20 protein-coding genes are annotated in these 25,982 nt (G+C 69.6%); 13 read left to right on the forward strand and 7 right to left on the reverse strand.

Annotated elements, in window-relative coordinates; translation table 11 throughout:
- The first annotated feature begins 42 nt into the window (after nucleotides 1–42).
- Both ACGFU7_RS26610 and ACGFU7_RS26615 read left to right on the forward strand, forming a co-directional pair.
- Complete coding sequence (locus tag ACGFU7_RS26610; protein WP_393698931.1) at nucleotides 43–1,359, forward strand: MFS transporter; 1,317 nt, start codon at nucleotides 43–45, stop codon at nucleotides 1,357–1,359.
- 498 nt (nucleotides 1,360–1,857) lie between these two features.
- On the forward strand, nucleotides 1,858–3,159 hold the full coding sequence (locus ACGFU7_RS26615) for a M18 family aminopeptidase (RefSeq protein ID WP_393698835.1): 1,302 nt from the start codon (nucleotides 1,858–1,860) through the stop codon (nucleotides 3,157–3,159).
- Between the two features lie 69 nt (nucleotides 3,160–3,228).
- Here ACGFU7_RS26615 and ACGFU7_RS26620 read toward each other — a convergent pair whose 3' ends face one another.
- Nucleotides 3,229–4,758 (reverse strand): ricin-type beta-trefoil lectin domain protein, encoded by a 1,530-nt coding sequence (locus ACGFU7_RS26620; RefSeq protein ID WP_393698837.1) that lies wholly within the window; start codon nucleotides 4,756–4,758, stop codon nucleotides 3,229–3,231.
- 106 nt (nucleotides 4,759–4,864) lie between these two features.
- Between ACGFU7_RS26620 and ACGFU7_RS26625 the strand changes: the two genes are divergently transcribed.
- The 4 genes from ACGFU7_RS26625 to ACGFU7_RS26640 all read left to right on the forward strand — a co-directional run bounded on the left by ACGFU7_RS26625 (nucleotide 4,865) and on the right by ACGFU7_RS26640 (nucleotide 10,939).
- On the forward strand, nucleotides 4,865–6,289 hold the full coding sequence (locus ACGFU7_RS26625; RefSeq protein WP_393698839.1) for a class II fumarate hydratase: 1,425 nt from the start codon (nucleotides 4,865–4,867) through the stop codon (nucleotides 6,287–6,289).
- A 44-nt stretch (nucleotides 6,290–6,333) separates the two neighbouring features.
- A complete protein-coding gene (locus ACGFU7_RS26630) occupies nucleotides 6,334–7,032 on the forward strand; it encodes a DUF402 domain-containing protein (protein WP_393698840.1) in 699 nt (232 codons plus the stop codon).
- 371 nt (nucleotides 7,033–7,403) lie between these two features.
- Nucleotides 7,404–9,335, forward strand: a complete 1,932-nt coding sequence (locus tag ACGFU7_RS26635; protein WP_393698842.1) for a SpoIIE family protein phosphatase — start codon at nucleotides 7,404–7,406, stop codon at nucleotides 9,333–9,335.
- A gap of 134 nt (nucleotides 9,336–9,469) precedes the next feature.
- Nucleotides 9,470–10,939, forward strand: a complete 1,470-nt coding sequence (locus ACGFU7_RS26640; RefSeq protein ID WP_393698844.1) for a catalase — start codon at nucleotides 9,470–9,472, stop codon at nucleotides 10,937–10,939.
- 84 nt (nucleotides 10,940–11,023) lie between these two features.
- Here ACGFU7_RS26640 and ACGFU7_RS26645 read toward each other — a convergent pair whose 3' ends face one another.
- A complete protein-coding gene (locus tag ACGFU7_RS26645) occupies nucleotides 11,024–13,255 on the reverse strand; it encodes a transglycosylase domain-containing protein (protein WP_393698845.1) in 2,232 nt (743 codons plus the stop codon).
- 221 nt (nucleotides 13,256–13,476) lie between these two features.
- Between ACGFU7_RS26645 and ACGFU7_RS26650 the strand changes: the two genes are divergently transcribed.
- The 5 genes from ACGFU7_RS26650 to ACGFU7_RS26670 all read left to right on the forward strand — a co-directional run bounded on the left by ACGFU7_RS26650 (nucleotide 13,477) and on the right by ACGFU7_RS26670 (nucleotide 18,405).
- Nucleotides 13,477–14,448 (forward strand): SPFH domain-containing protein, encoded by a 972-nt coding sequence (locus ACGFU7_RS26650; protein WP_393698846.1) that lies wholly within the window; start codon nucleotides 13,477–13,479, stop codon nucleotides 14,446–14,448.
- The gene (locus tag ACGFU7_RS26655) at nucleotides 14,445–14,681 is read left to right on the forward strand and encodes a hypothetical protein (RefSeq protein WP_393698848.1); all 237 of its coding nucleotides are present in this window, start codon (nucleotides 14,445–14,447) and stop codon (nucleotides 14,679–14,681) included. The genes ACGFU7_RS26650 and ACGFU7_RS26655 overlap by 4 nt, the downstream gene beginning before the upstream one ends.
- A 111-nt stretch (nucleotides 14,682–14,792) precedes the next feature.
- Nucleotides 14,793–15,317, forward strand: coding sequence for a PadR family transcriptional regulator (locus ACGFU7_RS26660; RefSeq protein ID WP_393698849.1), 525 nt, complete (start codon nucleotides 14,793–14,795; stop codon nucleotides 15,315–15,317).
- Nucleotides 15,314–16,000, forward strand: coding sequence for an ABC transporter ATP-binding protein (locus ACGFU7_RS26665; protein ID WP_393698851.1), 687 nt, complete (start codon nucleotides 15,314–15,316; stop codon nucleotides 15,998–16,000). The genes ACGFU7_RS26660 and ACGFU7_RS26665 overlap by 4 nt, the downstream gene beginning before the upstream one ends.
- Nucleotides 15,997–18,405, forward strand: coding sequence for an FtsX-like permease family protein (locus ACGFU7_RS26670; RefSeq protein ID WP_393698853.1), 2,409 nt, complete (start codon nucleotides 15,997–15,999; stop codon nucleotides 18,403–18,405). Before ACGFU7_RS26665 ends, ACGFU7_RS26670 begins: the two co-directional genes overlap by 4 nt.
- Before the next feature lie 59 nt (nucleotides 18,406–18,464).
- Here the strand turns inward: ACGFU7_RS26670 and ACGFU7_RS26675 are convergent, their stop codons facing one another.
- The gene (locus ACGFU7_RS26675; RefSeq protein WP_393698855.1) at nucleotides 18,465–19,424 is read right to left on the reverse strand and encodes a hydrogen peroxide-inducible genes activator; all 960 of its coding nucleotides are present in this window, start codon (nucleotides 19,422–19,424) and stop codon (nucleotides 18,465–18,467) included.
- 131 nt (nucleotides 19,425–19,555) lie between these two features.
- Between ACGFU7_RS26675 and ACGFU7_RS26680 the strand changes: the two genes are divergently transcribed.
- On the forward strand, nucleotides 19,556–20,110 hold the full coding sequence (locus ACGFU7_RS26680) for a peroxiredoxin (protein WP_014048079.1): 555 nt from the start codon (nucleotides 19,556–19,558) through the stop codon (nucleotides 20,108–20,110).
- A gap of 12 nt (nucleotides 20,111–20,122) precedes the next feature.
- A complete protein-coding gene (locus ACGFU7_RS26685) occupies nucleotides 20,123–20,656 on the forward strand; it encodes an alkyl hydroperoxide reductase (protein ID WP_072483998.1) in 534 nt (177 codons plus the stop codon).
- Nucleotides 20,657–20,725: 69 nt separating this feature from the next.
- Here the strand turns inward: ACGFU7_RS26685 and ACGFU7_RS26690 are convergent, their stop codons facing one another.
- The 4 genes from ACGFU7_RS26690 to ACGFU7_RS26705 all read right to left on the reverse strand — a co-directional run bounded on the left by ACGFU7_RS26690 (nucleotide 20,726) and on the right by ACGFU7_RS26705 (nucleotide 25,964).
- Nucleotides 20,726–22,171 (reverse strand): AI-2E family transporter, encoded by a 1,446-nt coding sequence (locus tag ACGFU7_RS26690; protein WP_393698857.1) that lies wholly within the window; start codon nucleotides 22,169–22,171, stop codon nucleotides 20,726–20,728.
- 135 nt (nucleotides 22,172–22,306) lie between these two features.
- Entirely contained in the window at nucleotides 22,307–23,014 is a 708-nt protein-coding gene (locus ACGFU7_RS26695) for a transglycosylase SLT domain-containing protein (RefSeq protein WP_393698859.1), read from the reverse strand.
- Between the two features lie 390 nt (nucleotides 23,015–23,404).
- Complete coding sequence (locus ACGFU7_RS26700; protein ID WP_393698860.1) at nucleotides 23,405–24,727, reverse strand: PhoH family protein; 1,323 nt, start codon at nucleotides 24,725–24,727, stop codon at nucleotides 23,405–23,407.
- Between the two features lie 475 nt (nucleotides 24,728–25,202).
- Nucleotides 25,203–25,964: an isoprenyl transferase gene (locus tag ACGFU7_RS26705; protein WP_393698862.1), complete on the reverse strand. Its 762-nt coding sequence runs from the start codon at nucleotides 25,962–25,964 to the stop codon at nucleotides 25,203–25,205.
- Between the last annotated feature and the right edge of the window lie 18 nt (nucleotides 25,965–25,982).

Here is a 25,982-nt window from a genome sequence, read left to right on the forward strand (position 1 = left end):
GACATCGAAGAGGCGGACGACCGGTCAAACCCCGCACCGGACATCGATCCGGCCGGCCCGGCGCGCGGCGAGCGCCGTTATCGATTCCTCGTCGCCGGATATTCCCTCTCTTCGTACGGCACCTTCCTGAATATGGTGGCGCTCAGTCTGTTCGTCTACGAGACGACGGGCAGAGCGCTTGCGATGGGCCTGTTCATGGCCGTGCGTCTGGGGTCCGGATTTCTCGCCGGACTGGCTTCCGGTGGTCTCCTCGCCCGATTCACGGCCAAGAGCCTCATGCTGTGGACGAATGTGGCGCAGGCGGCGGTGATGCTGCTGCTGGTCTTCGCGCCTGAGGGGATGCGGACAGCCGCGCTGATGGCCGTTTCCGCGGTGGTCGGCGCCTGCGGAACGCTTTTCGTGGTGTCGCTGCGCAGTTCCATTCCCGAAATGGTCGGCGACGAACGGCGGTCCTGGGCCAACTCTCTTTCCATCACGGGGCGTTCACTGGCGATGGTGGCCGGATTCGCCTCGGCGGGTGTGGTGGTCTCGCTGGTCGGCTACACCGCCGCGTTCGTGGTGGACATGGCCACCTTTGTGGTCTGTGCGGTGACGGTGGCTCTGCTGCCGATCGCGGGCGGGGGCAGGGGGAAGGGTGCCCGGCCGGAATCGGAGGGGGATTCCGGCGGGCGTACGCAGGAGGGGAAGAGGGGGACCGGGACGGGACGGCGGCGGATGCCGGGGGCGTTCCTCGCGTCGGCCGCCGCGCCCGGTCTCGGTCTGATGGTGGTGCTGAGGGGTGCGGACGCCTTCGGTTCGTCCTCCCACAACGCCGCGCTGCCGGTCTACTCCGCCGGGCTCGACGCCTCGCACCCCGCCGTGTTCGTCAGCGCGTTCTGGTGTCTGTGGGCGCTGGGGAACGTCGTCGCACAGCGGGTGATCCAGCGGTACATCAAGCGCACCGGGCGGTCGGTGGGCGCACCGGGGTTCGGGTACGGCACGTGTCTGATGTCCGGGGCGTTCATTCTGGCGTTCGCCGGGTTCCCGTGGGCGGCGACCGCCGTGATCGCACTGGTCGCGGGAGCGGCCGACGGGCTCACCGAGGTCTCGTACACCTCGCATCTGCAGACGCTCCCCGCCGGTCTGCGCGGTCATGCGTTCGGGCTCTCCGCGACCGTGGAGAATCTCGGGTTCGGCGTCGGCATGATCCTGGTCGCGGCGGCACTCGACAGCCACAGTCCGCCGGCCGTCGTCGCCTGGTCGCACGGGGTGGCCATGGTGATCGCCGTGGTGTTCCTGATCATGGTGGCGGGGTCGCGGCGGCGGGATCGGATCCCCGCGCCCCGTTCCGGTACGGATCGCGGTGGGCAGGTGCGGTGAGGGCTCGCGTACGACGGAATTCAGCCAATTTTGCGGCGCACCCGTACGGGGCCGGCGGGCGCGGGCGGTGTCCGGAAACGGGGTGCCGCGCGTCCAGGCCCTCCGCAGCGCCTTCCCGGACGCCCCCGGCACGGGCCCCGTACGCCCCCGGCCGCCTGGAACCCGGGCGCCGGTCCGGCCAGTCCTTCCCGTCCGGCACCGCCGCTTTCACGCAGCGGGCCGGGCCGCGGACTTGCGCCGTGCCGGGCCGCTGCGGTGGGTTGTCGGACGTCCCTGAAGTGCTCCGCCGACCCGGGGCATCGGGAAGCAGTCCTGGGGAACCAGGAAACAGTCCCGGAGACCCCGGAAACAGTCCTGGGAAACCGGCAGACCGCCCTCGGGAACCAGAGAACAGCCGCCACCCCCACGCCCCGGACACCGCACCGCGCCGCGCCCAGCGGCTCGGCGCGGGTTCACCCCCTCACCCTCACCGACGAACACCGGAAAGGCGGACGCCGTATGACGCCGCTTCCCCACCGCAGCCACGCCGACGACCTGCTGTCCTTCATCAGGGCCAGCCCTTCCCCGTACCACGCGGTGGCGAGCGCCGCCCAGCGCCTGGAGAAGGCCGGCTTCCGTGAACTGCGCGGCACGGACGACTGGACGGGCACGACCGGCGGCAGCTTCGTCGTCCGCGGCGGCGCCCTGATCGCCTGGTACGTCCCCGAGGGCGCCCCCGCGCACACCCCTTTCCGGATCGTCGGCACACATACGGACTCCCCGAATCTGCGGGTCAAACCCACCCCCGACACCGGGTCCGCGGGCTGGCGGCAGATCGCCGTGGAGATCTACGGCGGCGTTCCGCTGAACACCTGGCTCGACCGCGATCTGGGCATCTCGGGGCGGCTCGCGCTGCGCGGCCCCGGCGGCGGGGTCGAGTCCCGGCTCGTCCAGATCGACGAACCGCTGCTGCGGGTGCCCCAGTTGGCCATCCATCTGGACCGTACGGTCAATGAGGGGCTCGCCCTCGACCGGCAGCGCCATCTCGCCCCGCTGTGGGCGCTGGGGGCGCCCGAGGAGGGCGCGCTGCTACGCCGGGTCGCGGCGGCCGCAGAAGTGGACCGGGATGACGTCCTCGGCTGGGATCTGATGCTCCATGACATCCAGCCGCCCGGATATCTCGGCGCGGACCGGGAGTTCGTGGTGTCCGCGCGGCTGGACAACCTGGTGTCGGTGCATGCGGGCGTCACGGCCCTGACGGGTGCGGCCACCGCGGACGACGAGCCCTCGTGCATCCCCGTCCTGGCGGCCTTCGACCACGAGGAGGTCGGCAGCGGTTCGGAGACGGGCGCGCAGAGCCCCCTGCTGGAACGGGTCCTCGGCCGTTCGGTCACCGCGCGCGGCGGCAGCTCCGAGGACTTCGCCCGCGCCCTGTCCGGCACCTTCTGCATCTCCGCCGACATGGCGCACGCGGTGCACCCCAACTACGCGGAACGGCACGATCCGGGCCACCACCCGCTGCCCAACGGCGGCCCCGCGGTCAAGGTCAACGTCAATCAGCGGTACGCCACCGACAGCACCGGCATGGCGGTGTTCGCGGCGGCGTGCGAGCGGGCGGGTGCGCCGTGGCAGCCGTTCGTCTCCAACAACGAGATGCCGTGCGGCACGTCGATCGGTCCGCTCACCGCGGCCCGGCTGGGTGTCCCGACGGTCGACGTGGGGGTGCCGGGGCTGTCGATGCACTCGGCGCGCGAGCTGTGCGGGGCCGACGACCCCGGTCATCTGGCGGCCGTCCTGGGCTCGTTCGTGACGGCCGGCTGACACATCGGCCGGGGCGGAGGGGCGGGACGGCCGAGGCCGTCCCGCCCCTCCCTTCAACGCGGGACGGAGTTACGCGAACCGCTGCTTCGCGCTGCCGTCGCAGCTCTGCAGCTTCAGCGGGTCCTCGGCCGCCGCGAGCGTCAGGCACAGCCCGGTCGAGGCCGCCGGGCGCAGGGTGCCCGACTGCTTGACGAACTGCTGGTTGGCCGCGCCCGAGCAGTTCCACACGATGAGCGCGGCGCCCGCCTTGTAGTCGGCGCCCGGCACGTCGAGGCACCGGTCGTGGCTCAGTTCCGTACGGATGCTCTTCGTGCCGGAGTCGTACCACCAGCCCTGGTTGCGGCCGCCGTGGCAGTCCCAGCCGGTGATCCGGGTGTCGTTGCGGGTCACCGAGGCGGGGACGTCCACGCAGGTGCCCGTGGCCTCGTTCTTCAGGGGCTTGAAGACGTCGTCCCACGCCGCGGCCTGCAGGACGGGCGATCCGGTGCTCGCCGGGTCGGCGCAGCTCGCCTCGCGCAGACCCGAGTTGTAGATCTGGGTCAGGCAGGAGGCGAAGGCGGCGTGGCCGCGCGCGTTCGGGTGGAAGGACTGCCGGACGGAGTTGGAGTCCGGCGGAAAGTGCGACAGGTCGATGTAGAGGCCGCGGGCCCAGGTGTCCTCGCTGCAGACCTCGTGGCCGTGGAAGAGCCGGGAGTTGTCGAGGTAGACGGCTCCGGTGTCGGCGGCCGCCCTGCGCATGCCGCGCTCGAAGGCGGGGACCGCGGTGTTACGTCCCCAGGCGGCGTCGGAGTCGTATCCGGCGCAGCCACCGGGAAGCTTGCCGGGGAAGTTCGGGTTGTCGTAGAAGTCCGGGCCGATCGGGCTCGGGTAGCCCATGACCACGAGCTTGTAGTCGCTGTTGTTGTATCCGGCGTCGGACATGACAGTCTTCAGATCGCGCACCGTCTTCTCGACCTTGGGGACGAGTCCGTCGACGCGCGCCTGCCAGCCGCCCTCGTACTTCGACTGGCACGCGCCCTGGAGGAGGACCCAGCGCTCGACACAGTCCGTCATGACCGGGCCGAACTGGAGGTCGTCATTGGCGCCGGCGACCAGCACGATCATCTTGATGCGGGTGTTGCGGGCCTTGATGGCGAGGTTGTCGCTCTGCACGAGTTCGTCGGCGTACTGCTTCGATCCGCCGATCACGATGTTGCCGGTGTACGCGCCGGAGCAGGAGACGTTGTACGTGACGTCGGCCGGGATCCCGGTGCGGTGGATGGCGGAGTCGGGCGAGCGGTGGCACCAGTTGTCGGGGCCGTCGGTGCCCGACTCGTACGTGCCGACGCCCTCGCCGGAGATCTCGCTGTCACCGAGCGAGATCAGCCCGGTCTTGCGGTCGGCGAGCGGGCGCTCGGCCGGGTCGCCGTACAGCTGGGTGGCTTCGGCGGCGCGGATGGCCTCCAGCTCGGGCGACAGGGGGGTGGATGCGGTAGGGGTGGTACCGGACCGGTCCGCCGCGCCCGCCGGTCCTGCGGCGGCGGCCATGCCGCCCAGTGCCGCCGCCATGGCCGCGACGGCCGCGACCGTACAGCGAAGTCTGTGCCTGGTGCGCCTCATTGCGCCTCCCCGGGTTGTGGTTACCCCCGGTATTTACTGGTCGGTAGGCGACTTGGGAATACACAGAACAAGACAAGTGCTCAGCTTTTTCAGGAGGTTGAACCCCATGGACGACGCACAGACCCCCGCACAGACCCCCGCGGGCGGTACGGATTTCCGCATCGAGCACGATTCGATGGGCGAGGTGAGGGTGCCCGCGGACGCCAGGTGGCGGGCCCAGACGCAGCGCGCGGTGGAGAACTTCCCGATCTCCGGCCAGCGCCTGGAGCGGGCCCACATCGAGGCCCTGGCCCGCATCAAGGCGGCCGCGGCCAAGGTGAACGCCGAGCTGAAGGTGCTCGACCCGGAGATCGCCCTGGCGATCCAGGAGGCCGCCGAGGAGGTCGCCGGGGGGCGCTGGGACGCCCACTTCCCGATCGATGTCTTCCAGACCGGGTCCGGCACCTCGTCCAACATGAACACCAACGAGGTCGTGGCCACCCTCGCCACCGAGCGTCTGGGCCGCGAGGTCCACCCGAACGACCACGTCAACGCCTCGCAGTCGTCCAACGACGTCTTCCCGTCCTCCATCCACATCGCCGCGACCGCGGCCGTCACCGGCGAGCTGATCCCGGCGCTGGACCATCTGGCCGGCGCCCTGGAGCGCAAGTCCGCCGAGTTCGCGACGGTCGTGAAGTCGGGGCGTACCCATCTGATGGACGCCACGCCTGTCACTCTGGGCCAGGAGTTCGGCGGCTACGCGGCGCAGATCCGGTACGGCATCGAGCGGCTGCGCGCGTCCCTCCCCCGCCTCGCCGAGCTGCCGCTGGGCGGCACGGCCGTCGGCACCGGCATCAACACCCCGCCCGGCTTCTCCGCCGCCGTCATCGCCGAGGTCGCCCGCGTCACCGGGCTGCCGCTCACCGAGGCCAGGGACCACTTCGAGGCGCAGGGCGCGCGGGACGGGCTCGTGGAGACATCCGGCCAGCTCCGTACCGTCGCCGTCTCGCTCACCAAGATCTCCAACGACCTGCGCTGGATGGCCTCGGGCCCCCGCACCGGATTGGCCGAGATCAGCCTTCCCGACCTCCAGCCGGGCTCGTCGATCATGCCGGGGAAGGTAAATCCGGTCATTCCTGAGGCCGTGCTGATGGTCGCGGCCCAGGTGATGGGGAACGATGCGACGGTCGCCGTCGCGGGCGCGGCGGGCAATTTCGAACTGAATGTGATGCTTCCGGTCATGGCGAAGAATCTGCTGGAGTCGGTGCGGCTGCTGGCCAATGTCTCCCGGCTGCTCGCGGACCGTACCGTCGACGGGATCACGGCGAACGTGGAGCGGGCCAGGGAGTACGCGGAGTCCTCGCCGTCCGTCGTCACCCCGCTGAACAAGTACATCGGTTACGAGGAGGCGGCGAAGGTCGCCAAGAAGTCCCTGGCCGAGCGCAGGACGATCCGCGAGGTGGTGCTGGACTCGGGATATGTCGAGCGCGGCGACCTCACGGTGGAGCAGCTCGACGAGGCGCTGGACGTGTTGCGTATGACCCGCCCGTGACATGCGTCGCAGCAACCGGGCTGCGGCATCTCTAAGATCTGCCCATGGCAGGTACGGAGTACATCGAGCACTGGGCGCCGGGCGATCAGATCCTGTGGCGCTACCGCGGCAACGGCCCGCTGCCGCGGGACGCCGCGCCGGATCATGCCCCGGGCCCGGTCCACATCTGTCGCCCCGTCACCGTCGTCCAGGACACCGACGAGCTGCTCGCCGTATGGGTGGCGCCCGGCACCCAGTGTGTGAAGCCGGTGCTGGCCAACGGCACCGAGGTGCACGACGAGCCGCTCGCCACCCGCTACACCGCCCCGCGCACCACCGCCCGCTCGACCTGGCTGGGCAACGGAGTGCTGAAGCTCGCCCGTCCCGGTGAACCCTGGTCGGTCTGGCTGTTCTGGGAGCCCGGCTGGGAGTTCCGCAGCTGGTACGTGAACCTGGAGGAACCGCGCACCCGCTGGGCGGGCGGTATCGACTCCGAGGATCACTTTCTCGACATCTCCGTCTACCCGGACCGCAGCTGGGTCTGGCGCGACGAGGACGAGTTCGCCCAGGCGCAGCGGGTCGGTCTGATGGCCCCGCAGACCGCGCAGCGGGTGCGCGAAGCGGGCCGCGCGGCCGTCGAGGTGATCCGGGACTGGGGCGCACCGTTCCGGGACGGCTGGGAGGACTGGCGGCCCGATCCGCGCTGGCGGGTTCCCGCGCTCCCGGATGACTGGGACCGTACCCCCTCGCATATGCCGTCGTGAGACCCTTGATGCACCCCAGGGGGGCAAACGTAGGATCGTCCTCCGGAGGGCCGCTCCGCTCCAACCGGCGTACGCGGAACCGGACCTGACCGCAAGTCATCGCACGAGCACCACGTACTGCATGAGCTGTATGAGCCGCATCAGTCGCATGAGTCGCATGAACCACTACGAGGGGGTGGAGACGTGCTCGCTGTCGCCCGCCCCGTCGCTGGAAACGTTGTCACCGAACCGCGCTGCGGGCATCCGGTTTCGGCCCCTCGTTCGGGGGCATCCGGTGACAGCCGTTGTTATCGCCGCTCTTGCCGGGGCACAGTAGCGCCCCACGAGGTGATTGCCTCATACAACCGGCCCGGACGGACGGAACCCCACGCGTGACGGAGCATCCCACCTCCCACGAAGGCCGGCAGCCTCTCGCCGCCCGGTCGCAGGAACGCACCCGGCCGCGGCAGCAGGACGCCGCGGCGGCTGCTTCCCCTGTCGGCGCCGCGATCCCCGGCCCGGCCCCGGCGCCGGACGCGGGACCGAATCCGGCGGCTTCCGCGGCGAACCCCGGCCCCGCAGGACTCGACCCACAGGCCGCGGCCCGTCGCGAGGGCGACCGGCTGCGTTTCGTGGGGGCCGCCACCCGCCGGATCGCCCGCGGCATAGACCTGGACGAGATCGTGCTGGGCCTGTGCCGGGCCAGCGTGCCGACGTTCTCCGACGCCATACTGGTCTACCTCCGCGACCCGCTCCCGGTCGGCGACGAGCGGCCGGTCTCCCCGTTCGTGCTGCGGCTGCGCCGCTCCGACCGGCTGCGTTTAAACGAGGAGGAGACCGAGACCTCGTCGGAGATCGAACGGCTGCGGCTGCCCGCCATCGATCCGTACGGCGACCTGCCCCTGGCGGCCGAGCTGTGCGAGGTCCGCTCGGGCGGCGCGCTCGCCGAGGTGCTGCGCGGTGTACGGCCGGTCTTCGGGGACTCCGCGGCGGCCCGTGCCGCGCTGCCCGAACTGCTCGGCACCGGCCGGGCCGTGCCCACCGGGCACCGTGCGATCCTCGCCCCGCTGCGCGGCCGGCGACGGGTGATCGGCGCCGCCGTCTTCCTGCGCGGGACCGAGCGGCCGCCCTTCGAGGCCAACGACCTGCTGGTCGCGGCCCAGCTGGCGACGCACACCGCGCTCGGCATCGACAAGGCCGTGCTGTACGGACGCGAGGCGTACATCGCCGACGAGCTGCAGCGCACCATGCTGCCCGACTCGCTGCCGCAGCCGACCGGCGTCCGGCTCGCCTCCCGCTACCTCCCGGCCGCCGAGACGGCCCGGGTCGGCGGCGACTGGTACGACGCGATCCCACTGCCCGGGAGCCGGGTCGCCCTGGTCGTCGGCGACGTCATGGGCCACTCCATGACCTCCGCGGCGATCATGGGCCAGCTGCGCACCACCGCACAGACCCTCGCCGGGCTCGACCTGCCGCCGCAGGAGGTGCTGCACCACCTCGACGAGCAGGCGCAGCGGCTCGGCAGCGACCGCATGGCGACCTGCCTGTACGCGGTGTACGACCCCGTCGCGCACCGCATCACCATCGCCAACGCCGGGCATCCGCCGCCCGTCCTGCTCCATCTGGGCGGCCGCGCGGAGGTGCTGCGGGTGCCGCCCGGCGCCCCGATCGGCGTCGGCGGTGTGGACTTCGAGGCCGTCGAGCTGGACGCACCCGCGGGCGCCACACTGCTGCTGTACACCGACGGTCTGGTGGAGTCCCGGCTGCGGGACGTCTGGACCGGGATCGAGCAGCTGCGGGAACGGCTCGCCGCCACAGCCCGGCTCACCGGCCCGGACCACTCGCCTCCGCTGGAGGCCCTCTGCGACGACGTGCTCGACATGCTCGGCCCGGGCGACCGGGACGACGACATCGCACTGCTGGCCGCCCGGTTCGACGGGATCGCGCCCAGTGATGTCGCGTACTGGCACCTGGAACCGGAGGAGACCGCTCCGGGCAAGGCCCGCAGGCTGGCCCGCCGGGCGCTGAGCCGATGGGGGCTCGACGATCTCTCCGACTCGGTGGAGCTGCTCGTCAGCGAGGTGGTCACCAACGCGGTGCGCTATGCGGAGCGGCCGGTGACGCTGCGGCTGCTGCGCACCGACATCCTGCGCTGCGAGGTCGGCGATGATGCACCGCAGCTGCCCCGGCAGCGCCGGGCCCGGGACACGGACGAGGGCGGCCGTGGCCTGTTCCTCGTGAACCGGCTGGCCAGACGGTGGGGGGCGACGCGTCTTTCGACCGGCAAGGTGGTCTGGTTCGAGATGCCGACCCGGGGCCAGTAGGAGGGTCCGGGCGGGGCACAGAAGAGAGCCCTGCACGGACGGTAGCCAAATGTTGCCGACCTCCTGTCGGCGGAGTTGACTTCAGTCGTGAACGAGACGACCTGACCGAAACCCCCACCGACGGGAGGACGCTCGTGCCCGAGGAATCGAAGACCAAGAACGTTCCTTACACCACCAACAACGCCGGAATCCCGGTGGAGAGCGACGAACACTCGCTCACCGTCGGATCCGACGGGCCGGTCCTGCTCCAGGACCACTACCTCATCGAGAAGATGGCCCAGTTCAACCGTGAACGGGTCCCCGAACGGGTGGTCCACGCCAAGGGCTCCGGCGCCTACGGCACTTTCAAGGTGACCAACGACGTCAGCCAGTTCACCAAGGCCGACCTCTTCCAACCGGGCAAGCAGACCGCCATGCTCGCCCGCTTCTCCACGGTCGCCGGTGAACAGGGCTCCCCCGACACCTGGCGCGACCCCCGCGGTTTCGCGCTGAAGTTCTACACCGAGCTCGGCAACTACGACATGGTCGGCAACAACACGCCGGTCTTCTTCGTACGCGACCCGATGAAGTTCCAGGACTTCATCCGCTCGCAGAAGCGCCGCCCGGACAGCGCGGTGCGCGACCACGACATGCAGTGGGACTTCTGGACCCTCTCCCCCGAGTCCGCCCACATGGTCACCTGGCTGATGGGCGACCGCGGCATCCCGAAGACGTACCGCAACATGAACGGCTACAGCTCGCACACCTATATGTGGGTGAACGCGGGCGGCGAGAGGTTCTGGGTCAAGTACCGCTTCAAGACCGACCAGGGCATCGACTTCTACCCCCAGGCCGAGGCCGACGAGGTGGCCGGCATCGACGGCGACGTCCACCGCCGCGACCTGTTCGAGTCGATCAAGCGGGGTGATCACCCGAGCTGGACGCTGTACGTCCAGATCATGCCGTTCGACGATGCGCCGGACTACCGGTTCAACCCGTTCGACCTCACGAAGGTGTGGCCGCACGGCGACTACCCGGAGATCGAAGTCGGCCGGATGACGCTCAACGAGAACCCCGAGGACTTCTTCGTCCATATCGAGCAGGCGTCCTTCGAGCCGTCGAACCTGGTGCCCGGCATCGGTCCGTCGCCCGACAAGATGCTGCTCGGCCGGCTCTTCTCGTACCCGGACACCCACCGGTACCGGATCGGTCCGAACTACGCGCAGCTGCCGCCGAACCGTCCGCGGTTCGGCCGGAACTCGTACGCGAAGGACGGCCCGATGCGGTACGAGCCGGCTCGTACGGGAGCGGTCTACGCACCGAACTCGTACGGCGGTCCGGCCGCGGACACCGAGCGCTACGGCGACCCGGCGGGCTGGGCCACGGCGGGCGAGATGGTGCACGAGGCGTACAAGCTGCACAGCGAGGACGACGACTGGGGCCAGGCGGGCACGATGGTCCGCAAGGTGCTCGACGACGCGGCGCGGGATCGGCTGGTGTCGAACATTTCCGGCCATCTGCTGGACGGCGTGAGCGCCCCGGTCCTGGAGCGGGCGCTGCAGTACTGGCGCAACGTGGACAAGGACCTCGGCGACCGGATCGCGAAGAAGGTCAACGGCGGCTGACACCGTCGTACGCGGACGCATGAGTCAGGGGCGGTGCCGGCCGGCACCGCCCCTGACTCATGCGTTCACTGCTCTCTCACGCGTTCACTGATTGAGCGGGTTGTTGTTGCTGTTGTTATTGCCCGGCCGCCCGGAGTTGCCTCCCTCGCCCGGCAGGACCGGGGACTGACTCGGTGGCTCCGGCGACTGGCTCGGCGGCTCGATGGGCGACTGACTGGCCGAATCGCTGGGCGTCTCGCTCGGGCGCTGCGAGGGCACGTCCGGCGACTGGGACGTCGACGGATCGGGGCTCTCCGACTGCGAGGGAGTCATCGACGGGCTCGCCGGCACGGTGACCTCGCCACGCTCGACATCCTCCAGATCGAACTGGGCACTGGAGCCGCCGCCCAGCGCGCCGAGGGTGTAGTCCGCCCAGATCTGCGCCGGGAAGCCACCGCCGTTGGCCCGGCCGGAGTTGGCGGTACCGGTCAGGCTGACCTGGCCGCCGCCGTCCTTGGGGGATTCACCGAAGAGCGCCACGACCGTGGTGAGCTCCGGGGTGTAGCCCGCGAACAGGGCGGCCTTGTTGTTCTCCGAGGTACCCGTCTTGCCGGCCGCCTCGTAGGCCGAGGTGTTGGCCGCCTGGCCGGAGCCGCTCTCCACGACGCCCGTCAGCACGGAGGTCACGGTGTCGGCGGACTTACGGCTGATCACCTGGTCGCCGATGCCCTTGACCGGCTCGACCGTCCGGTCGCGGTTCTTCGCGGACTTCACGATGAACGGGGTGACCTTCTTGCCGTGGTTGTCGAGCGTGGCGTACGCGCCCGCCATGTCCCAGGTCGAGGCGTTCATCGTGCCCAGCGAGATGGCTGGACGCTCGGGGAAGTACTTGTCCGGTACGCCGAGCGCCAGCGCGGTCTTCTTCACCTCGGGCGGGCCGACGTCGACCACCATCTGCGCGAAGACCGAGTTGATCGACTTGTTCATCGCGGTCTGCACGGTGACGTTGCCGTAGCTCTGGTTGTCCTCGTTCTCCGGGGCGAACGGCGTATCGCTGCCCACGACCGGCCGCTTGCTGGTGCCGTCGTAACGGGTGTTGACGCCGATCAGATCGCCGTCGTGGGTCTTCGACTCGTTCTCCAGCGCGGAGGCGAGCACCAGCGGCTTGAAGGTGGAGGCGGGCTGGTAGTCCTGACGCGTGGCGTTGGAGATGTAGTGCTTGACGTAGTCCACCCCGCCGTAGAGCGCGACGACTGCGCCGGTCCTGGGATCGACGGAGGTGGCACCCGCCTGGACGGTCGCGTCGACCTTGTTGCCCTTGCGGTCCAGCTTGGACTCCAGCTGCCGGTCGACCGACTGCTCCAGCTGCTTCTGCCGCTTCTTGTCGATGTTGAGGGTGAAGGTCCAGCCGCCGGCCTGCCGCATGTCCCCCGTGATGCCCTGCTTGTCCAGCTCCTTGTTGGCGGCCTCGACCAGGTAACCGGTCTGGCCCTCCATGCCGCGGGCAGGCTTGGGCTTGTCCGGGTAGGGGAACTTCAGGGTGTCGCGCTCGGACTTGTCGAGCCAGTGCATCTCGACCATGTTGTCGAGCGTGTAGCCCCAGCGCTCCTTGACGAGCTTCTTGCCGGTCCCCGTCGCGGTCGCCCAGTCGTACTGGCTGGGGGCCTGGAGCAGCGCGGCCAGATAGGCGCCCTGGGAGACGTTGAGGTCCTTGGCGTCGACCCCGTAGTAGGCCTGCGCCGCGGCCTGGATCCCGCTCGCGCCGCGTCCGTAGTACGCGGTGTTGATGTACCCGGCGAGGATGAAGTTCTTGTCCTTCTTCTGGTCGACCTTGAGCGAGATCACCAGCTCTTTGAGCTTGCGGCTGACCGTCGGGTCCTGCGTCAGGTAGTAGTTCTTCACGTACTGCTGGGTGATGGTCGAGCCACCCTGCTTGCCCTTGCCGGAGAGCGTGTTGAGGAGGCCGCGCGCGGTGCCCTTCAGGTCGACGCCCTTGTCCTTGTAGAACGTCTTGTTCTCGGCGGCGACGAAGGTGTGCTGCACCTCCTTGGGGACCTCGGCGAGGTCCACGATCTGGCGGTTGACCCCGTCACCGGTCCGGGTCAGCACGGTGCCGTCGCTGTACTGGTAGACGTTGCTCTGCCGCTCGGCCATGTCGTTGGCCTTCGGTATGTCCACGTACATGTAGAGCGCCACGAAGGCGCCCATGATCAGCAGGCAGAACCCGAAGAACGTGCCCAGCATCTTCCGCCAGGTGAAGAGTCTGCGTATGCCGCCGCTCTTCGCAGCCCGCCGCGCTCCGCGCCGCTGGGCTCGTCGCGCATCCGCTCGACCCATCGCTGTGTTGCTCCCGTTTCTCTGCTCGACCGACCAGCTCAGCCCAGCCAGCTAACACCGTCGGCGAGGACAAAAAGCAAGCGATGCGGTCTTTTCCGGACGTGACAATCAGCACCCGTTCTCTAGGGAACCGACTCATGAGAGGCGCTCAAGGTTGCGAAACCCGGTAATGTGTAATCACATTGCTAGCACCGAGTCAGTCTTTCGAAACGGGGGATTCCATGCCCGACCAAGGCAATCCGCGCGACGTGTCCATCCCGGCCGTCGATCTCACGCCCGACGCGCCTCAGATGCCCGAACCGCAGGTGAGGGAGGTGACGGCGCACAGCATCCCCGGCGGCCTCGGCCTGCTGCTGACCGTGATCGGAGTGATCGCCGGCATCGGTCTCGCCATAGTCGGCGGCGTCGTCGGCTCGAACGGGAACAACGGGGTGGGCGTCCCGGTCTTCATCCTCGGGGTCCTGCTCGTCATCGCCTCGTTCTTCTGCATGACGGGTGTGAAGATGGTCGCACCGGGTGAGGCGCGGGTGATTCAGCTCTTCGGCCGGTACGTCGGCACGATCCGTACCGACGGGCTGCGCTGGATCAACCCGCTCACCAGCAGCCGGAAGATCTCCACCCGGGTCCGCAACCACGAGACCGCGGTCCTGAAGGTCAACGACGCCTACGGCAACCCGATCGAGCTCGCCGCGATCGTCGTCTGGAAGGTCGAGGACACCGCGCAGGCACTCTTCGAGGTCGACGACTTCCTGGAGTTCGTCGCCACCCAGACCGAGGCGGCCGTCCGCCACATCGCGATCGAGTACCCGTACGACGCTCACGAGGAGGGCGGTCTCTCGCTGCGCGGCAACGCGGAGGAGATCACCGAGAAGCTGGCCGTGGAGCTCACGGCCCGGGTGCAGGCCGCCGGCGTACGGATCATCGAATCGCGCTTCAGCCATCTCGCGTACGCCCCCGAGATCGCCTCGGCGATGCTTCAGCGCCAGCAGGCCGGTGCGGTGGTCGCGGCCCGGCAGCAGATCGTCGAGGGTGCGGTCGGCATGGTCGAGATGGCACTGACCCGGATCGCCGAGCAGGACATCGTCGAGCTGGACTCGGAGCGGAAGGCAGCCATGGTCAGCAATCTGATGGTGGTGCTGTGCGGTGACCGTGCGGCGCAGCCGGTCCTCAATACGGGCACTCTTTACCAGTGACGGAAGAGACCCCCGGGCGCAGTCAGCCGCCGCAGCGCAAGCAGATGCTGCTGCGGCTGGACCCCGCGGTGCACGATGCGCTGGCCCGCTGGGCCTCCGACGAGCTGCGCAGCGCGAACGCCCAGATCGAGTTCCTGCTGCGCAGGGCGCTGGCGGAGGCGGGCCGCCTGCCGGGCACGGCCCGCCCGATCCCCCGCCGGGGGCGGCCCCCGAAGTCCCCACCCCCCGAGTGATCCCCGGGGCTTCGCCCCCGGACCCCCGGTCGTCAATCTCCGGACCGGCTTGGTTTACCCTCCACTCCCGGGTATACACCCGAGGTATACACGCCATGTACAGTGCTTGGCATGTCTATCGGCCACACCCTGCTCGGACTCCTGGAGTCCGGCCCCCGCCACGGCTACGACCTCAAGCGCACATTCGACGAGAAGTTCGGCCACGACCGCCCCCTGCACTACGGCCAGGTCTACTCGACCATGTCCCGGCTCCTGAAGAACGGCCTCGTCGAGGTCGACGGCGTCGAGAGCGGCGGCGGCCCCGAGCGCAAGCGGTACGCCATCACCGAGGCGGGTATCACCGATGTCGGCACCTGGCTCGCGCAGCCGGAGAAGCCCGAGCCGTACCTCCAGTCGACGCTCTACACCAAGGTCGTCCTGGCCCTGCTCACCGGCCGCAGCGCCGAGGCCCTGCTGGACACCCAGCGCGCCGAGCATCTGCGCCTCATGCGCGTCCTCACCGACCGCAAGCGCAAGGGCGACCTCGCCGATCAGCTGATCTGCGACCACGCGCTCTTCCACCTCGAAGCGGATCTGCGCTGGCTGGAACTGACCGCCGCCCGGCTGGACCGGCTCGCCGCGGAGGTGGGCGCATGACCCCCGCCGGCTCCCTGCTGAGCGCCGACAACCTGTACAAGTCGTACGGGTCCACGCCCGCGCTCGACGGTGCCTCGTTCTCCATCCACCCCGGCGAGGTCGTGGCCGTGATGGGCCCGTCCGGCTCCGGCAAGTCGACCCTGCTGCACTGCCTCGCCGGAATCGTCACCCCCGACAAGGGCACGATCACCTACGCGGGCCGCGAGCTCTCCGCGATGTCGGACGCCGAACGCAGCGCCCTGCGCCGCACCGAGTTCGGCTTCGTCTTCCAGTTCGGCCAGCTCGTCCCCGAGCTGACCTGTGTGGAGAACGTCGCCCTGCCGCTGCGCCTGAGCGGCGCCAAGCGCAAGGACGCCGAGCGCACCGCCCACCACTGGCTGGAGCGCCTGGAGGTCGAGGACGTCGGCGCCAAGCGCCCCGGCGAGGTCTCCGGCGGCCAGGGCCAGCGCGTCGCCGTGGCCCGTGCACTGGCCGCATCGCCGAAGGTGATCTTCGCGGACGAGCCGACCGGCGCCCTGGACTCCCTCAACGGCGAGCGCGTCATGGAGCTGCTCACCGAGGCGGCCCGGTCCGCCAATGTCGCCGTGGTCCTGGTGACCCACGAGGCCCGGGTCGCCGCGTACTCCGACCGCGACGTAACCGTGCGCGACGGCCGGGCCCGCGACATGGAGCACGCGGTATGACCCTGCTCGACCACAAGAACGCCCCGGCGGACGCACCTCCCCGGCCGACGCAGCCCACCGGCATCGCCGCCCTGCTGCGCGATCTCGGCCTCGGCATCCGGTTCGCCGTCTCCGGCGGGCGCGAGGGCTGGATCCGCACCCTGCTGACCGCCGTCGGCGTCGGCCTCGGCGTGGCGCTGCTGCTGGCCGCCGCCTCCGTGCCGCATCTGCTCGACGAGCGTTCCGCACGCGATCAGGCCCGCTCCGAGACCAAGATCTCCGAGTCACCCGACGCCACGGCCGAGAAGTCGGACACCTCGGTGCTCCGGATCAACGCGGAGACGGAGTACCGCGGCCGCTCCATCGGCGGCTTCCTGATGCGCGCGGACGGTGCCCACCCGGTCGTCCCACCGGGCGTCGCAGGCTTCCCCGGTGCGGACGAGATGGTGGTGTCCCCCGCTCTGAAGGAGCTGCTGGGTTCCTCGGAGGGCAGCCTTCTCAAGGAGCGGCTGCCGTACCGGATCACCGGCACGATCGCCGACGCGGGCCTCGTCTCCCCGGGCGAGCTGCTCTTCTACGCGGGCAGCGACACCCTGGCCCCCGCCAACGGCGGCCACCGGATCGCCGGTTACGGCGACCCGGGCCCGGCCGACAAGCTTCCGCCGATCCTCATCGTGCTGATCATCATGATCTGTGTGGTGCTGCTGGTACCGGTCGCGATCTTCATCGCGACGGCCGTGCGCTTCGGCGGTGACCGCCGCGACCGCAGGCTCGCCGCGCTGCGGCTGGTCGGTGCGGACATCCGGACGACCCGCCGGATCGCGGCCGGTGAGGCGTTCTTCGGGGCGGTGCTCGGCCTGCTGACCGGCCTGGTGTTCTTCCTGGTGGCGCGTCAGTTCATGGGCTACGTCGAGGTGTGGGACGTCAGTGCCTTCCCCTCCGACCTGGTCCCCGATCCCTTGCTGACCGCCTTGATCGCCGTCGCGATTCCGGTGGCGGCGGTGCTCGTCACGCTGACCGCCCTGCGTTCGGTGGTGATCGAACCGCTCGGCGTCGTACGCAACGGCCGAAGCCGCAGGCGCCGCCTCTGGTGGCGGCTGCTGATGCCGGTCGCGGGCCTGGCGGTGCTCGGGCTGACCGGCAAGGTCGACGATTACTCCCCGGTCGACCCGTATCCGATCGCGGGCGGCGCCGTGCTGGTCCTGGTGGGGCTCGCGCTGCTGCTGCCCTGGCTGGTCGAGGCGTGTGTGAACCGGCTGCACGGCGGCCCTGTGCCCTGGCAGCTCGCCACCCGCAGGCTCCAGCTGAGCAGTGGAGCGGCCGCCCGCGCGGTCAGCGGCATCACCGTCGCGGTGGCGGGAGCGGTGGCGCTGCAGATGCTGTTCGCCGCGGTGAACGACGACTTCAACCGGATGACGGGGCAGGACCCGACGCGCGCCCAGTTCTCCACGTTCTCCGAGAACGTCACCGGTGAGGCGGCCACCCGGACCATCAAGGAGTTCCGGGCCACCAAGGGGGTGGAGGCGGTCATCGGCCTGGTCGAGTCGTACGTCGTCAGGCCGGGCACGTACAAGGGCGACGACGTCCAGCCCACCACCTCGCTGACCATCGGCGACTGTGCGACTCTGCGCGAGATCGCCCGGATCGGCTCCTGCAAGGAGGGCGACGCGTTCGTCGTCCACCCCAAGGGCAAGGAGATGGCCGAGTGGGTGGACAAGACGGCCCGCAAAGGCAGGGCGGTCGAACTCAACTACCAGGTGGGATCGGAGCCCGGCGCGAAGTCGAAGCTGTGGACCCTGCCTGCCGACGCTCCGACCGTTCTCTCCCGCCGTGATCCGGTGGGCCAGGACCACTGGGGCATCATGGCGACGGTCGGCGCGATCGACCCGAGCACCCTGCCGCACGCGCAGACCAACGCACAGATCCGGGTGGACCGGAGCGTCAAGGACGTCGCCGAGTATGTACGGAACACGGCGGCCCGGCTCGACCCGGGGATGCGGATCGGCACCCTGAACTCGGTGGCGCGCGACCGCCAGTACGCCAGCGTGCAGACCGGCCTCCAGGTCGGCGCGACCGCGACCCTGCTGCTGATCGCCGCCGCGATGCTGGTCTCGCAGCTGGAGCAGCTGCGCGAGCGCAAGCGCCTGCTGTCGGTCCTGGTCGCCTTCGGTACCCGGCGGACCACGCTCGGCTGGTCGGTGCTCTGGCAGACCGCCGTACCCGTGGTCATCGGCCTGGTGGTGGCCGTAGCGGGCGGTCTCGGCCTGGGCGCGGTGATGATCAGGATGATCGCCAAGAAGGTGACCGACTGGTGGCTGTTCCTGCCCATGACGGTCGCGGGAGCGGCACTGATCCTGCTCGTCACCCTGCTGTCGCTGCCACCGCTGTGGCGCATGATGCGCCCGGACGGCCTGCGCACGGAGTGATGGCCCAGTAGCCGCAAGGGGTGCGGTCTCCCGGGGGACCGCACCCCCTTCCGCCTGCTCTATGCGCCCGCCGTCACCCGTACCGGCAGCATCCCCATCGCCTCCCGCAGCGCCGCCGCGAACTCCTCGAACTCCTCGTGCCGCGCCGCCCCCGTCCGCATCGCCAGCGCCACCCGCCGCGACGGTGCGGGGTCCGCGAAATACCCGGTGGCCAGCGCATCGTTGCGGCCGGTCTCGACCGTCACCGCGGTACGCGGCAGCAGCGTCACCCCGAGCCCGCCGGCCACCAGCTGCACCAGCGTGGAGAGCCCGGCCGCGGTCGTGGTGACCGGCGCGCCCTCCGTACGCCCCGCCTCCCTGCATATGTCGAGCGCCTGGTCGCGCAGGCAGTGCCCCTCGTCGAGCAGCAGCAGCGACAGCTCGCGCAGGGCCTCGCGCGGAATGTCGGTGCGCCCGCCCAGCCAGTGGTCCCGCTCCATCACCAGCACGAAGTCCTCGTCGAAGAGCGGGAGTTCGGTCACTCCCGGCACCCCCAGCGGCACGGCGAGCAGCAGCAGATCCAGCCTTCCCGCGGCCAGCCCCTCCAGCAGCGAGGAGGTCTGCTCCTCGTGCACCTGGAGGTCGAGGTCCGGGTAGCGCTCGTGAACCAGCCGCAGCACGGTCGGCAGCAGATAGGGCGCGACGGTCGGGATCACTCCGAGCCTGAGCACTCCGGTGAACGGCGCCCGGACCGCTTCGGCCTCCTCCATCAGCTCACCCACGGCCTCCAGCACCACCCGGGCCCGCACCGCGAGCCGCTCCCCGGCCGGCGAGAGCAGTACCTTGCGCGTCGTACGCTCGATGAGCTGGACACCCAGTGCCTCCTCCAGCGCCGACACGGCTCCGGACAGTGCCGGCTGACTCATCCCGATTGCTGCCGCAGCGTCCCTGAAGTGCAGATATTCGGCGACGGCCGCGAAGGCCCGCAGCTGCGACAGGCTGGGCTGTTTGGTCCGATTGCCCTGATTACTCTGCGCCACTGATAGGCACCTCCGATCATCACGACCAAGTGTAGCTATTTCCGTGATCAATGCACTCTGTGCCAAGGTGGAGATCGTCCAACCTCCAGGAACTCCCGCAAAAGGGAATTCCTATGCTGCAAGGAGAGCGCGTGCTCACTGTCGGTGACAAGTTCCCCGAGTTCGACCTGACTGCTTGTGTCTCGCTGGAGAGCGGCAAGGAGTTCGAGCAGATCAACCACAAGACCTACGAGGGCAAGTGGAAGATCGTCTTCGCATGGCCGAAGGACTTCACCTTCGTGTGCCCCACCGAGATCGCCGCCTTCGGCAAGCTGAACGACGAGTTCGCCGACCGTGACGCCCAGATCCTCGGCTTCTCCGGTGACTCCGAGTTCGTGCACCACGCCTGGCGCAAGGACCACCCGGACCTGACCGACCTGCCCTTCCCGATGCTGGCCGACTCGAAGCACGAGCTCATGCGTGACCTCGGCATCGAGGGCGAGGACGGCTTCGCCCAGCGCGCCGTCTTCATCGTCGACCAGAACAACGAGATCCAGTTCACGATGGTGACCGCCGGTTCCGTGGGCCGTAACCCCAAGGAGGTCCTGCGGGTCCTGGACGCCCTGCAGACCGACGAGCTGTGCCCGTGCAACTGGACCAAGGGCGAGAACACCCTCGACCCGGTCGCGCTCCTCTCGGGCGAGTGAGCTGACAGCGACATGGCACTCGACGAACTGAAGGCCGCCGTTCCGGACTTCGCCAAGGACCTGAAGCTGAACCTCGGTTCGGTCATCGGGAACAGCGAACTCCCGCAGCAGCAGCTCTGGGGCACCGTCCTCGCCTGCGCGATCGCCTCGCGCTCGCCGAAGGTGCTGCGCGAGCTGGAGCCGGAGGCGAAGGCCAACCTCTCCGCGGAGGCGTACACCGCCGCGAAGTCGGCCGCCGCCATCATGGCGATGAACAACGTCTTCTACCGGACCCGGCACCTGCTGTCGGACCCCGAGTACGGGACGCTCCGTGCGGGCCTGCGGATGAACGTCATCGGCAAGCCCGGCGTGGAGAAGATCGACTTCGAACTGTGGTCGCTCGCCGTCTCCGCGATCAACGGCTGCGGCCAGTGCCTGGACTCCCACGAGCAGGTGCTGCGCAAGGCCGGCGTGGATCGTGAGACCATTCAGGAAGCCGTCAAGATTGCCTCGGTGATCCAGGCGGTCGGCGTGACCCTCGATGCCGAGGCCGTGCTCGCCGAGTAGGACCAGCAGTACCCCTTGTACGAGAAGGGCCCCGAGGACGACCGACCGTCCACGGGGCCCTTCTTCTGTTCACTTGGTCTTCTTGCCGCCGCTCGCCTCGTCGTCGCCGTGGTCGATGCCCTCGGGCGGCGATCCCGGTGCTGCTGTCGGAGCGATGTCGAGCGCGGTCGCCCCGCGCGGGGACGGCGAGTGCCGCAGGGCTTCCTCCTGCCCGTACGACCGCAGATAGCCGACCACCGTATTGGTGACCGCGACCAGCGGCACCGCGACGACCGCGCCGCCGATGCCCGCGACCATGCCGCCCGCGGCGACCGAGAGGACGACGGCGAGCGGATGCACCCGCACCGCGCGTCCCAGGATGAACGGCTGCAGCACATGGCCCTCGATCTGCTGCACGGCGAGCACCACGAGCAGCACCATGAGCGCGGTGAACACGCCCTCGGTGACCAGTGCGACGACCACCGCGAGCGCTCCGGAGATCACCGCGCCGACCAGCGGGATGAAGGCGAAGAGGAAGATGAAGACGGCGAGCGGCACCGCCATCGGCACGTTGAGGAACCAGATCCCGAGCCCGATGAAGATCGCGTCGATCAGCGCCACTACGACCGTGCCCCGCACATAGGCGGTCAGCGTCCGCCAGGCGCGCGGCCCGGCGCCCGCGACGCCCGGCCGGGCCTGCGCGGGCACCAGCTTCAGCACCCAGTGCCAGATGCGCTTCCCGTCGTACAGCAGGAAGAGCGTCGAGAACATCGCCAGCAGTATCCCGGTGAGGAACTCCACCATCACGGTGACGCCCTGCAGCCCTGCTGAGGTGATCTGTTCGGTGTTGGTGCCGATGGTGTCGCTGAGGTTCTTCGCGATGTCGTTGATCTGCTGCTCGGTGACATGGAAGGGGCTGTCGAGCAGCCAGTTCTTCAGATCATCGATACCCGCCCGCACCTTGTCGGAGAGGGTGTCGATGTTGTCCATGACCTGCCAGACCACGAACCAGCCGACCAGCCCCATGATGACGAAGCCCAGGATCGCCGTGACCGCGGTGGCCAGTCCGCGCGGCAGACCGTACCGCCTCAGCCGGGCGACGGTCGGATGCAGCATCGCGGTGACGAGCAGCGCGGCGACGAAGGCCAGGACCACCAGCTGTACGGCGCTGATGACCCGCATCAGCACGTAGAGCGTGCCCGCCAGGACGAGCAGCCGCCAGCCCGCCTCGGCCGCGACGCGCATGCCCCAGGGGATCGCCGCGACGGGATCGGGCCGGGCCGCCACGGAGGGGGCGTACGCGGGCGGCAGCGGCACACGGTCGGCCGCGGCGCCACGCCGGGCGGACTCGTCCGGTACGGCTCCGGCAGGCACGGCAGCGGCGGGTACGGCGGCGGTCTCCGGCGGCTCGAACGGCGCGGCCTCGCCCCCCTCGTCCTCGACCCTCTCGGCCTCGGCCCTGCGCTGCTCCAGCCGCTCGCCCAGTTCGGTCAGTTCGGCACCCAGACGGCCGAGCCACCCCGGAAGCTTCGACATGATCGTTCCTCTTCCCCCGTCTTCTCTCCCCACCGCTCCCCCGCCGAGCGTCCGGAACGACCGTACACGCGCGAAGCCCCTCACCGTAGGACGGCGAGGGGCTTCGAAAGGTTGAGACCGGAACCTCGGAAGGTTCTAGTACCAGTGGTTGGCCTGCCAGAAGGACCAGGCAGCGCACGGGCTTCCGTAGCGGCCGCTGTTCATGTAGCTGAGGCCCCACTTGATCTGCGTGGCCGGGTTGGTCTGCCAGTCGGCTCCGGCGGATACCATCTTCGAGCCCGGCAGCGCCTGGACGAGGCCGTAGGCACCGGAACTCTCGTTGGTCGCCCGGTAGTTCCAGCTCGACTCGACGTTCACGATGTTGCTGAAGCACTGGAACTGGTCGGCGGGAACGATCTGCCGCGCGATCGCCTGGATTTCGGCCACGGTGTACGAGCCCTGCTGGGCGAACGAGGAGGCGCTGCGGATCTCGGAACGGCTGGCGCGCTCTGCCGCGTCCTTCTTGTCCTGGCGCTCCTGCTCCAGCTTGTCCTCGGCCGCCTGCTTCTTCGACTTGGCGTCCTTGGCAGCCTGGATACGGGCCGCTTCCTCCACGGACTTCTTCGCCGTCGCGTCGGCCGCGGACGCCTGGGCGTCGGCCTGCTGAGTCAGCGAGGCGGTCTGCACCTGGGCCTGCTGGCCCGCAGGGATGTCGGCGAGAAGTGTCGTATCGGCTGCGGTCGCCTCGAAGTTGTTGTCGTCGACAGCAGGAGTGCTGCCCGAGGCAACGCCTACGACGGCGCCGACGGTGGTGACCGCGGTGGCTGACGCCACGGCGAACCCCCGGACCGAGATCCGGCTCACACGGTGTCCTTCCAGCATCGCCCGCTTAGGTGACCTCGCGGACGCAATCGTGCCCTTGACACTGGCCTCCCTACTGCTTGGGTCACGGGAGGCACGGGCCCGGTGGGCAACTCCCCGGAGGGAGTGCCGCGTGATGCTCGCGGGCGGCATACGGACGGCGATTGTTGAGTTGTGTGGTGCGTGGCACCTCTGGAGGTGCGGGTGTGCCGTATGCGGGGCCTGACGGAAGCAAGACTCTGCCGGAACGGCACACCGGGAAGCAATTCTCTGTTGCGTGTGAAAGCTCACACCCCGTTTGCAGCAAGTGTTTTACGGAAATGCCGCCGCAGCCCGATGCCGCCCGGCTAAGCTGCTTCGCTCGCCGGGCGGCACCAACTGTCGCATCCCGTATCAGATCTGGCCTTCCTCCAGCATTTCGGTCACCAGCGCGGCGATCTGCGAACGCTCGGAGCGGGTGAGCGTGACATGCGCGAAGAGCGGATGGCCCTTCAGTTTCTCGACCACGGCGACGACTCCGTCGTACCGGCCGACCCTGAGGTTGTCCCGCTGGGCCACGTCATGCGTGAGCACCACCCGGGAATTCGCCCCGATCCGGGACAACACGGTCAGCAGTACGTTCCGTTCGAGGGACTGCGCCTCGTCGACGATCACGAAGGCGTCGTGGAGCGAGCGGCCCCGGATGTGGGTGAGCGGCAGGACCTCCAGCATGCCGCGCCCCAGCACCTCCTCGATGACCTCGCGCCCGGCGACCGCCGAGAGCGTGTCGAAGACGGCCTGCGCCCAGGGGCTCATCTTCTCGGCCTCGGTGCCGGGGAGATAGCCCAGTTCCTGCCCGCCGACCGCGTACAGCGGGCGGAAGACCATTACCTTCTGGTGCTGCCTGCGCTCCAGAACGGCTTCGAGTCCGGCGCAGAGCGCCAGCGCCGACTTGCCGGTGCCGGCCCGGCCGCCCAGCGACACGATGCCGACGTCCTGGTCGAGGAGCAGATCGAGCGCGATGCGCTGTTCGGCGCTGCGGCCGTGGATGCCGAAGGCCTCCCGGTCGCCACGCACCAGACGCACATTGCCCTCGGCCGTGACCCGGCCGAGGGCCTTGCCGCGCTCGGACTGGAGGACCAGTCCGGTGTGCACGGGCAGTTCGGCGGCCTCGGGTACGTACAGCGTCTCCTCCCCGTAGAGCAGATCCACCTGCTCGGCGGCGAGGGGCAGTTCCGACATTCCCGTCCAGCCGGAGTCGGTGATGGCGAGTTCGGCGCGGTACTCCTCGGCGAGGAGGCCGACCGAGGACGCCTTGATACGCAGCGGCAGGTCCTTGGAGACGACCGTGACGTCGTACCCCTCGGCCTGGAGGTTGCGCGCGACCGCGAGGATCCGTGAGTCGTTGTCCCCCAACCGGTAGCCGGCGGGCAGTACGCCGGGGTCTGAATGGTTGAGTTCGACGCGCAGCGTCCCGCCCAGATCCCCGAGCGGGATCGGGGCATCCAGCCGGCCGTACCGGGTCCGGAAGTCGTCCAGCAGGCGCAGGGCCTGCCGGGCGAAGTACCCGAGCTCCGGGTGGTGCCGTTTGGCCTCCAGTTCCGTGACCACGACGATCGGGAGCACGACTTCGTGCTCGTCGAACCGGGCCATGGCATTCGGATCGGCCAGCAGGACGCTGGTGTCGAGAACATAGGTGCGCCTGTCGGGCATGCGGCGCTTTGTGCTGGTCACCACGGAAGGACGTACCCCCTCGGACGAGGTTGGGGTGCGACGGCGTCGCGGAGCATCCCAATGGGAGAGGACGGACCGGGCTGCGACCCCGATGCACGGGCCGAGCGCCGGCCCTCCGCGTCGGCCGCACTGTATGTACGGTCCTTCGTGTGCAAGAGGCCTCCCGGGCGAGCGGACTCCATGCCGCTCACTTGGACACGACGTCCGCCTGGTTTGTGACCGGACGTCGACCTGTCAGGGGTATTCCCTCGAACACGCGAAGCCATGCCGCCCTGGGCCGGCCGGGTGAGCCGGGTCGGTGCGTCCGGGCACGTCAGTGCGGGCCCACCGCCGTGACGGTTCCGTCCTCAAACGCCGGACGGGCTGGAAAAGGTCGGTGAGCGACACCGCTCAAGCCCGTCCGGCAATTGAGGACGGAACCGGTGCCACCGGGGGGCGGCGCCCTGTCCTGGGGACGGAGCCCCGTAAAACGGCGGCGTCAGCCGCCGAAGCGGCGGCCTCGGGCGGCGTAGTCGCGCAGCGCGCGGAGGAAGTCGACCTTGCGGAAGGCCGGCCAGAAGACCTCGCAGAAGTAGTACTCGGAGTGCGCGCTCTGCCAGAGCATGAAGCCGGACAGCCGCTGCTCGCCGCTGGTGCGGATCACCAGGTCCGGGTCGGGCTGGCCCCGGGTGTAGAGGTGCTCGGAGATCAGGTCGGTGGAGACGATCTCCGCCAGGTCCTCGAAGGACGTCCCCTTGGCGGAGTGGTCCAGCAGCAGCGAGCGGACCGCGTCCGCGATCTCCTGGCGCCCGCCGTAGCCGACGGCGACATTGACCAGTATTCCGTCGATGCCGACCGTGGCCTGCTCGGCCTCCTTGAGGACGGTCTGGGTGCGGGCGGGCAGCAGATCGAGCGTGCCGACGTGGTGGACCCGCCAGCGCCCGTCCGCCGCGAGGTCGCGCACGGTGTTCTCGATGATGCCGAGGAGCGGCGTCAGCTCGGACTCGGGCCGGTCGAAGTTGTCCGTGGAGAGCAGCCAGAGTGTGACGACTTCCACATCGGTCTCACTGCACCAGCCGAGCAGCTCCTGGATCTTGTCCGCACCGGCCTGGTGCCCCTGTGCGGCCGTGCCGCCGGACGCCTTCGCCCAGCGCCGGTTGCCGTCGAGGATGACGCCGATGTGCTTGGGCACCTGGGTGTGGTCGAGGCGGGCCTCCACCCGGCGCGCGTAGAGCCCGTACACCAGGTCGCGCAAGTTCACTGAGTTCACCTCTCGGTT

The sequence above is a fragment of the Streptomyces sp. NPDC048473 genome (genome assembly GCF_043200155.1).
Lineage (GTDB): Bacteria > Actinomycetota > Actinomycetes > Streptomycetales > Streptomycetaceae > Streptomyces.

Bases quoted from the DNA above. Each gene is read 5' to 3' on its own strand.
- ACGFU7_RS26615 (WP_393698835.1), top strand. From the start codon at position 1,858: ATGACGCCGCTTCCCCACCGCAGCCACGCCGACGACCTGCTGTCCTTC.
- ACGFU7_RS26620 (WP_393698837.1), bottom strand. From the start codon at position 4,758: ATGAGGCGCACCAGGCACAGACTTCGCTGTACGGTCGCGGCCGTCGCG.
- ACGFU7_RS26625 (WP_393698839.1), top strand. From the start codon at position 4,865: ATGGACGACGCACAGACCCCCGCACAGACCCCCGCGGGCGGTACGGAT.
- ACGFU7_RS26630 (WP_393698840.1), top strand. From the start codon at position 6,334: ATGGCAGGTACGGAGTACATCGAGCACTGGGCGCCGGGCGATCAGATC.
- ACGFU7_RS26645 (WP_393698845.1), bottom strand. From the start codon at position 13,255: ATGGGTCGAGCGGATGCGCGACGAGCCCAGCGGCGCGGAGCGCGGCGG.
- ACGFU7_RS26650 (WP_393698846.1), top strand. From the start codon at position 13,477: ATGCCCGACCAAGGCAATCCGCGCGACGTGTCCATCCCGGCCGTCGAT.
- ACGFU7_RS26660 (WP_393698849.1), top strand. From the start codon at position 14,793: ATGTCTATCGGCCACACCCTGCTCGGACTCCTGGAGTCCGGCCCCCGC.
- ACGFU7_RS26665 (WP_393698851.1), top strand. From the start codon at position 15,314: ATGACCCCCGCCGGCTCCCTGCTGAGCGCCGACAACCTGTACAAGTCG.
- ACGFU7_RS26670 (WP_393698853.1), top strand. From the start codon at position 15,997: ATGACCCTGCTCGACCACAAGAACGCCCCGGCGGACGCACCTCCCCGG.
- ACGFU7_RS26685 (WP_072483998.1), top strand. From the start codon at position 20,123: ATGGCACTCGACGAACTGAAGGCCGCCGTTCCGGACTTCGCCAAGGAC.
- ACGFU7_RS26690 (WP_393698857.1), bottom strand. From the start codon at position 22,171: ATGTCGAAGCTTCCGGGGTGGCTCGGCCGTCTGGGTGCCGAACTGACC.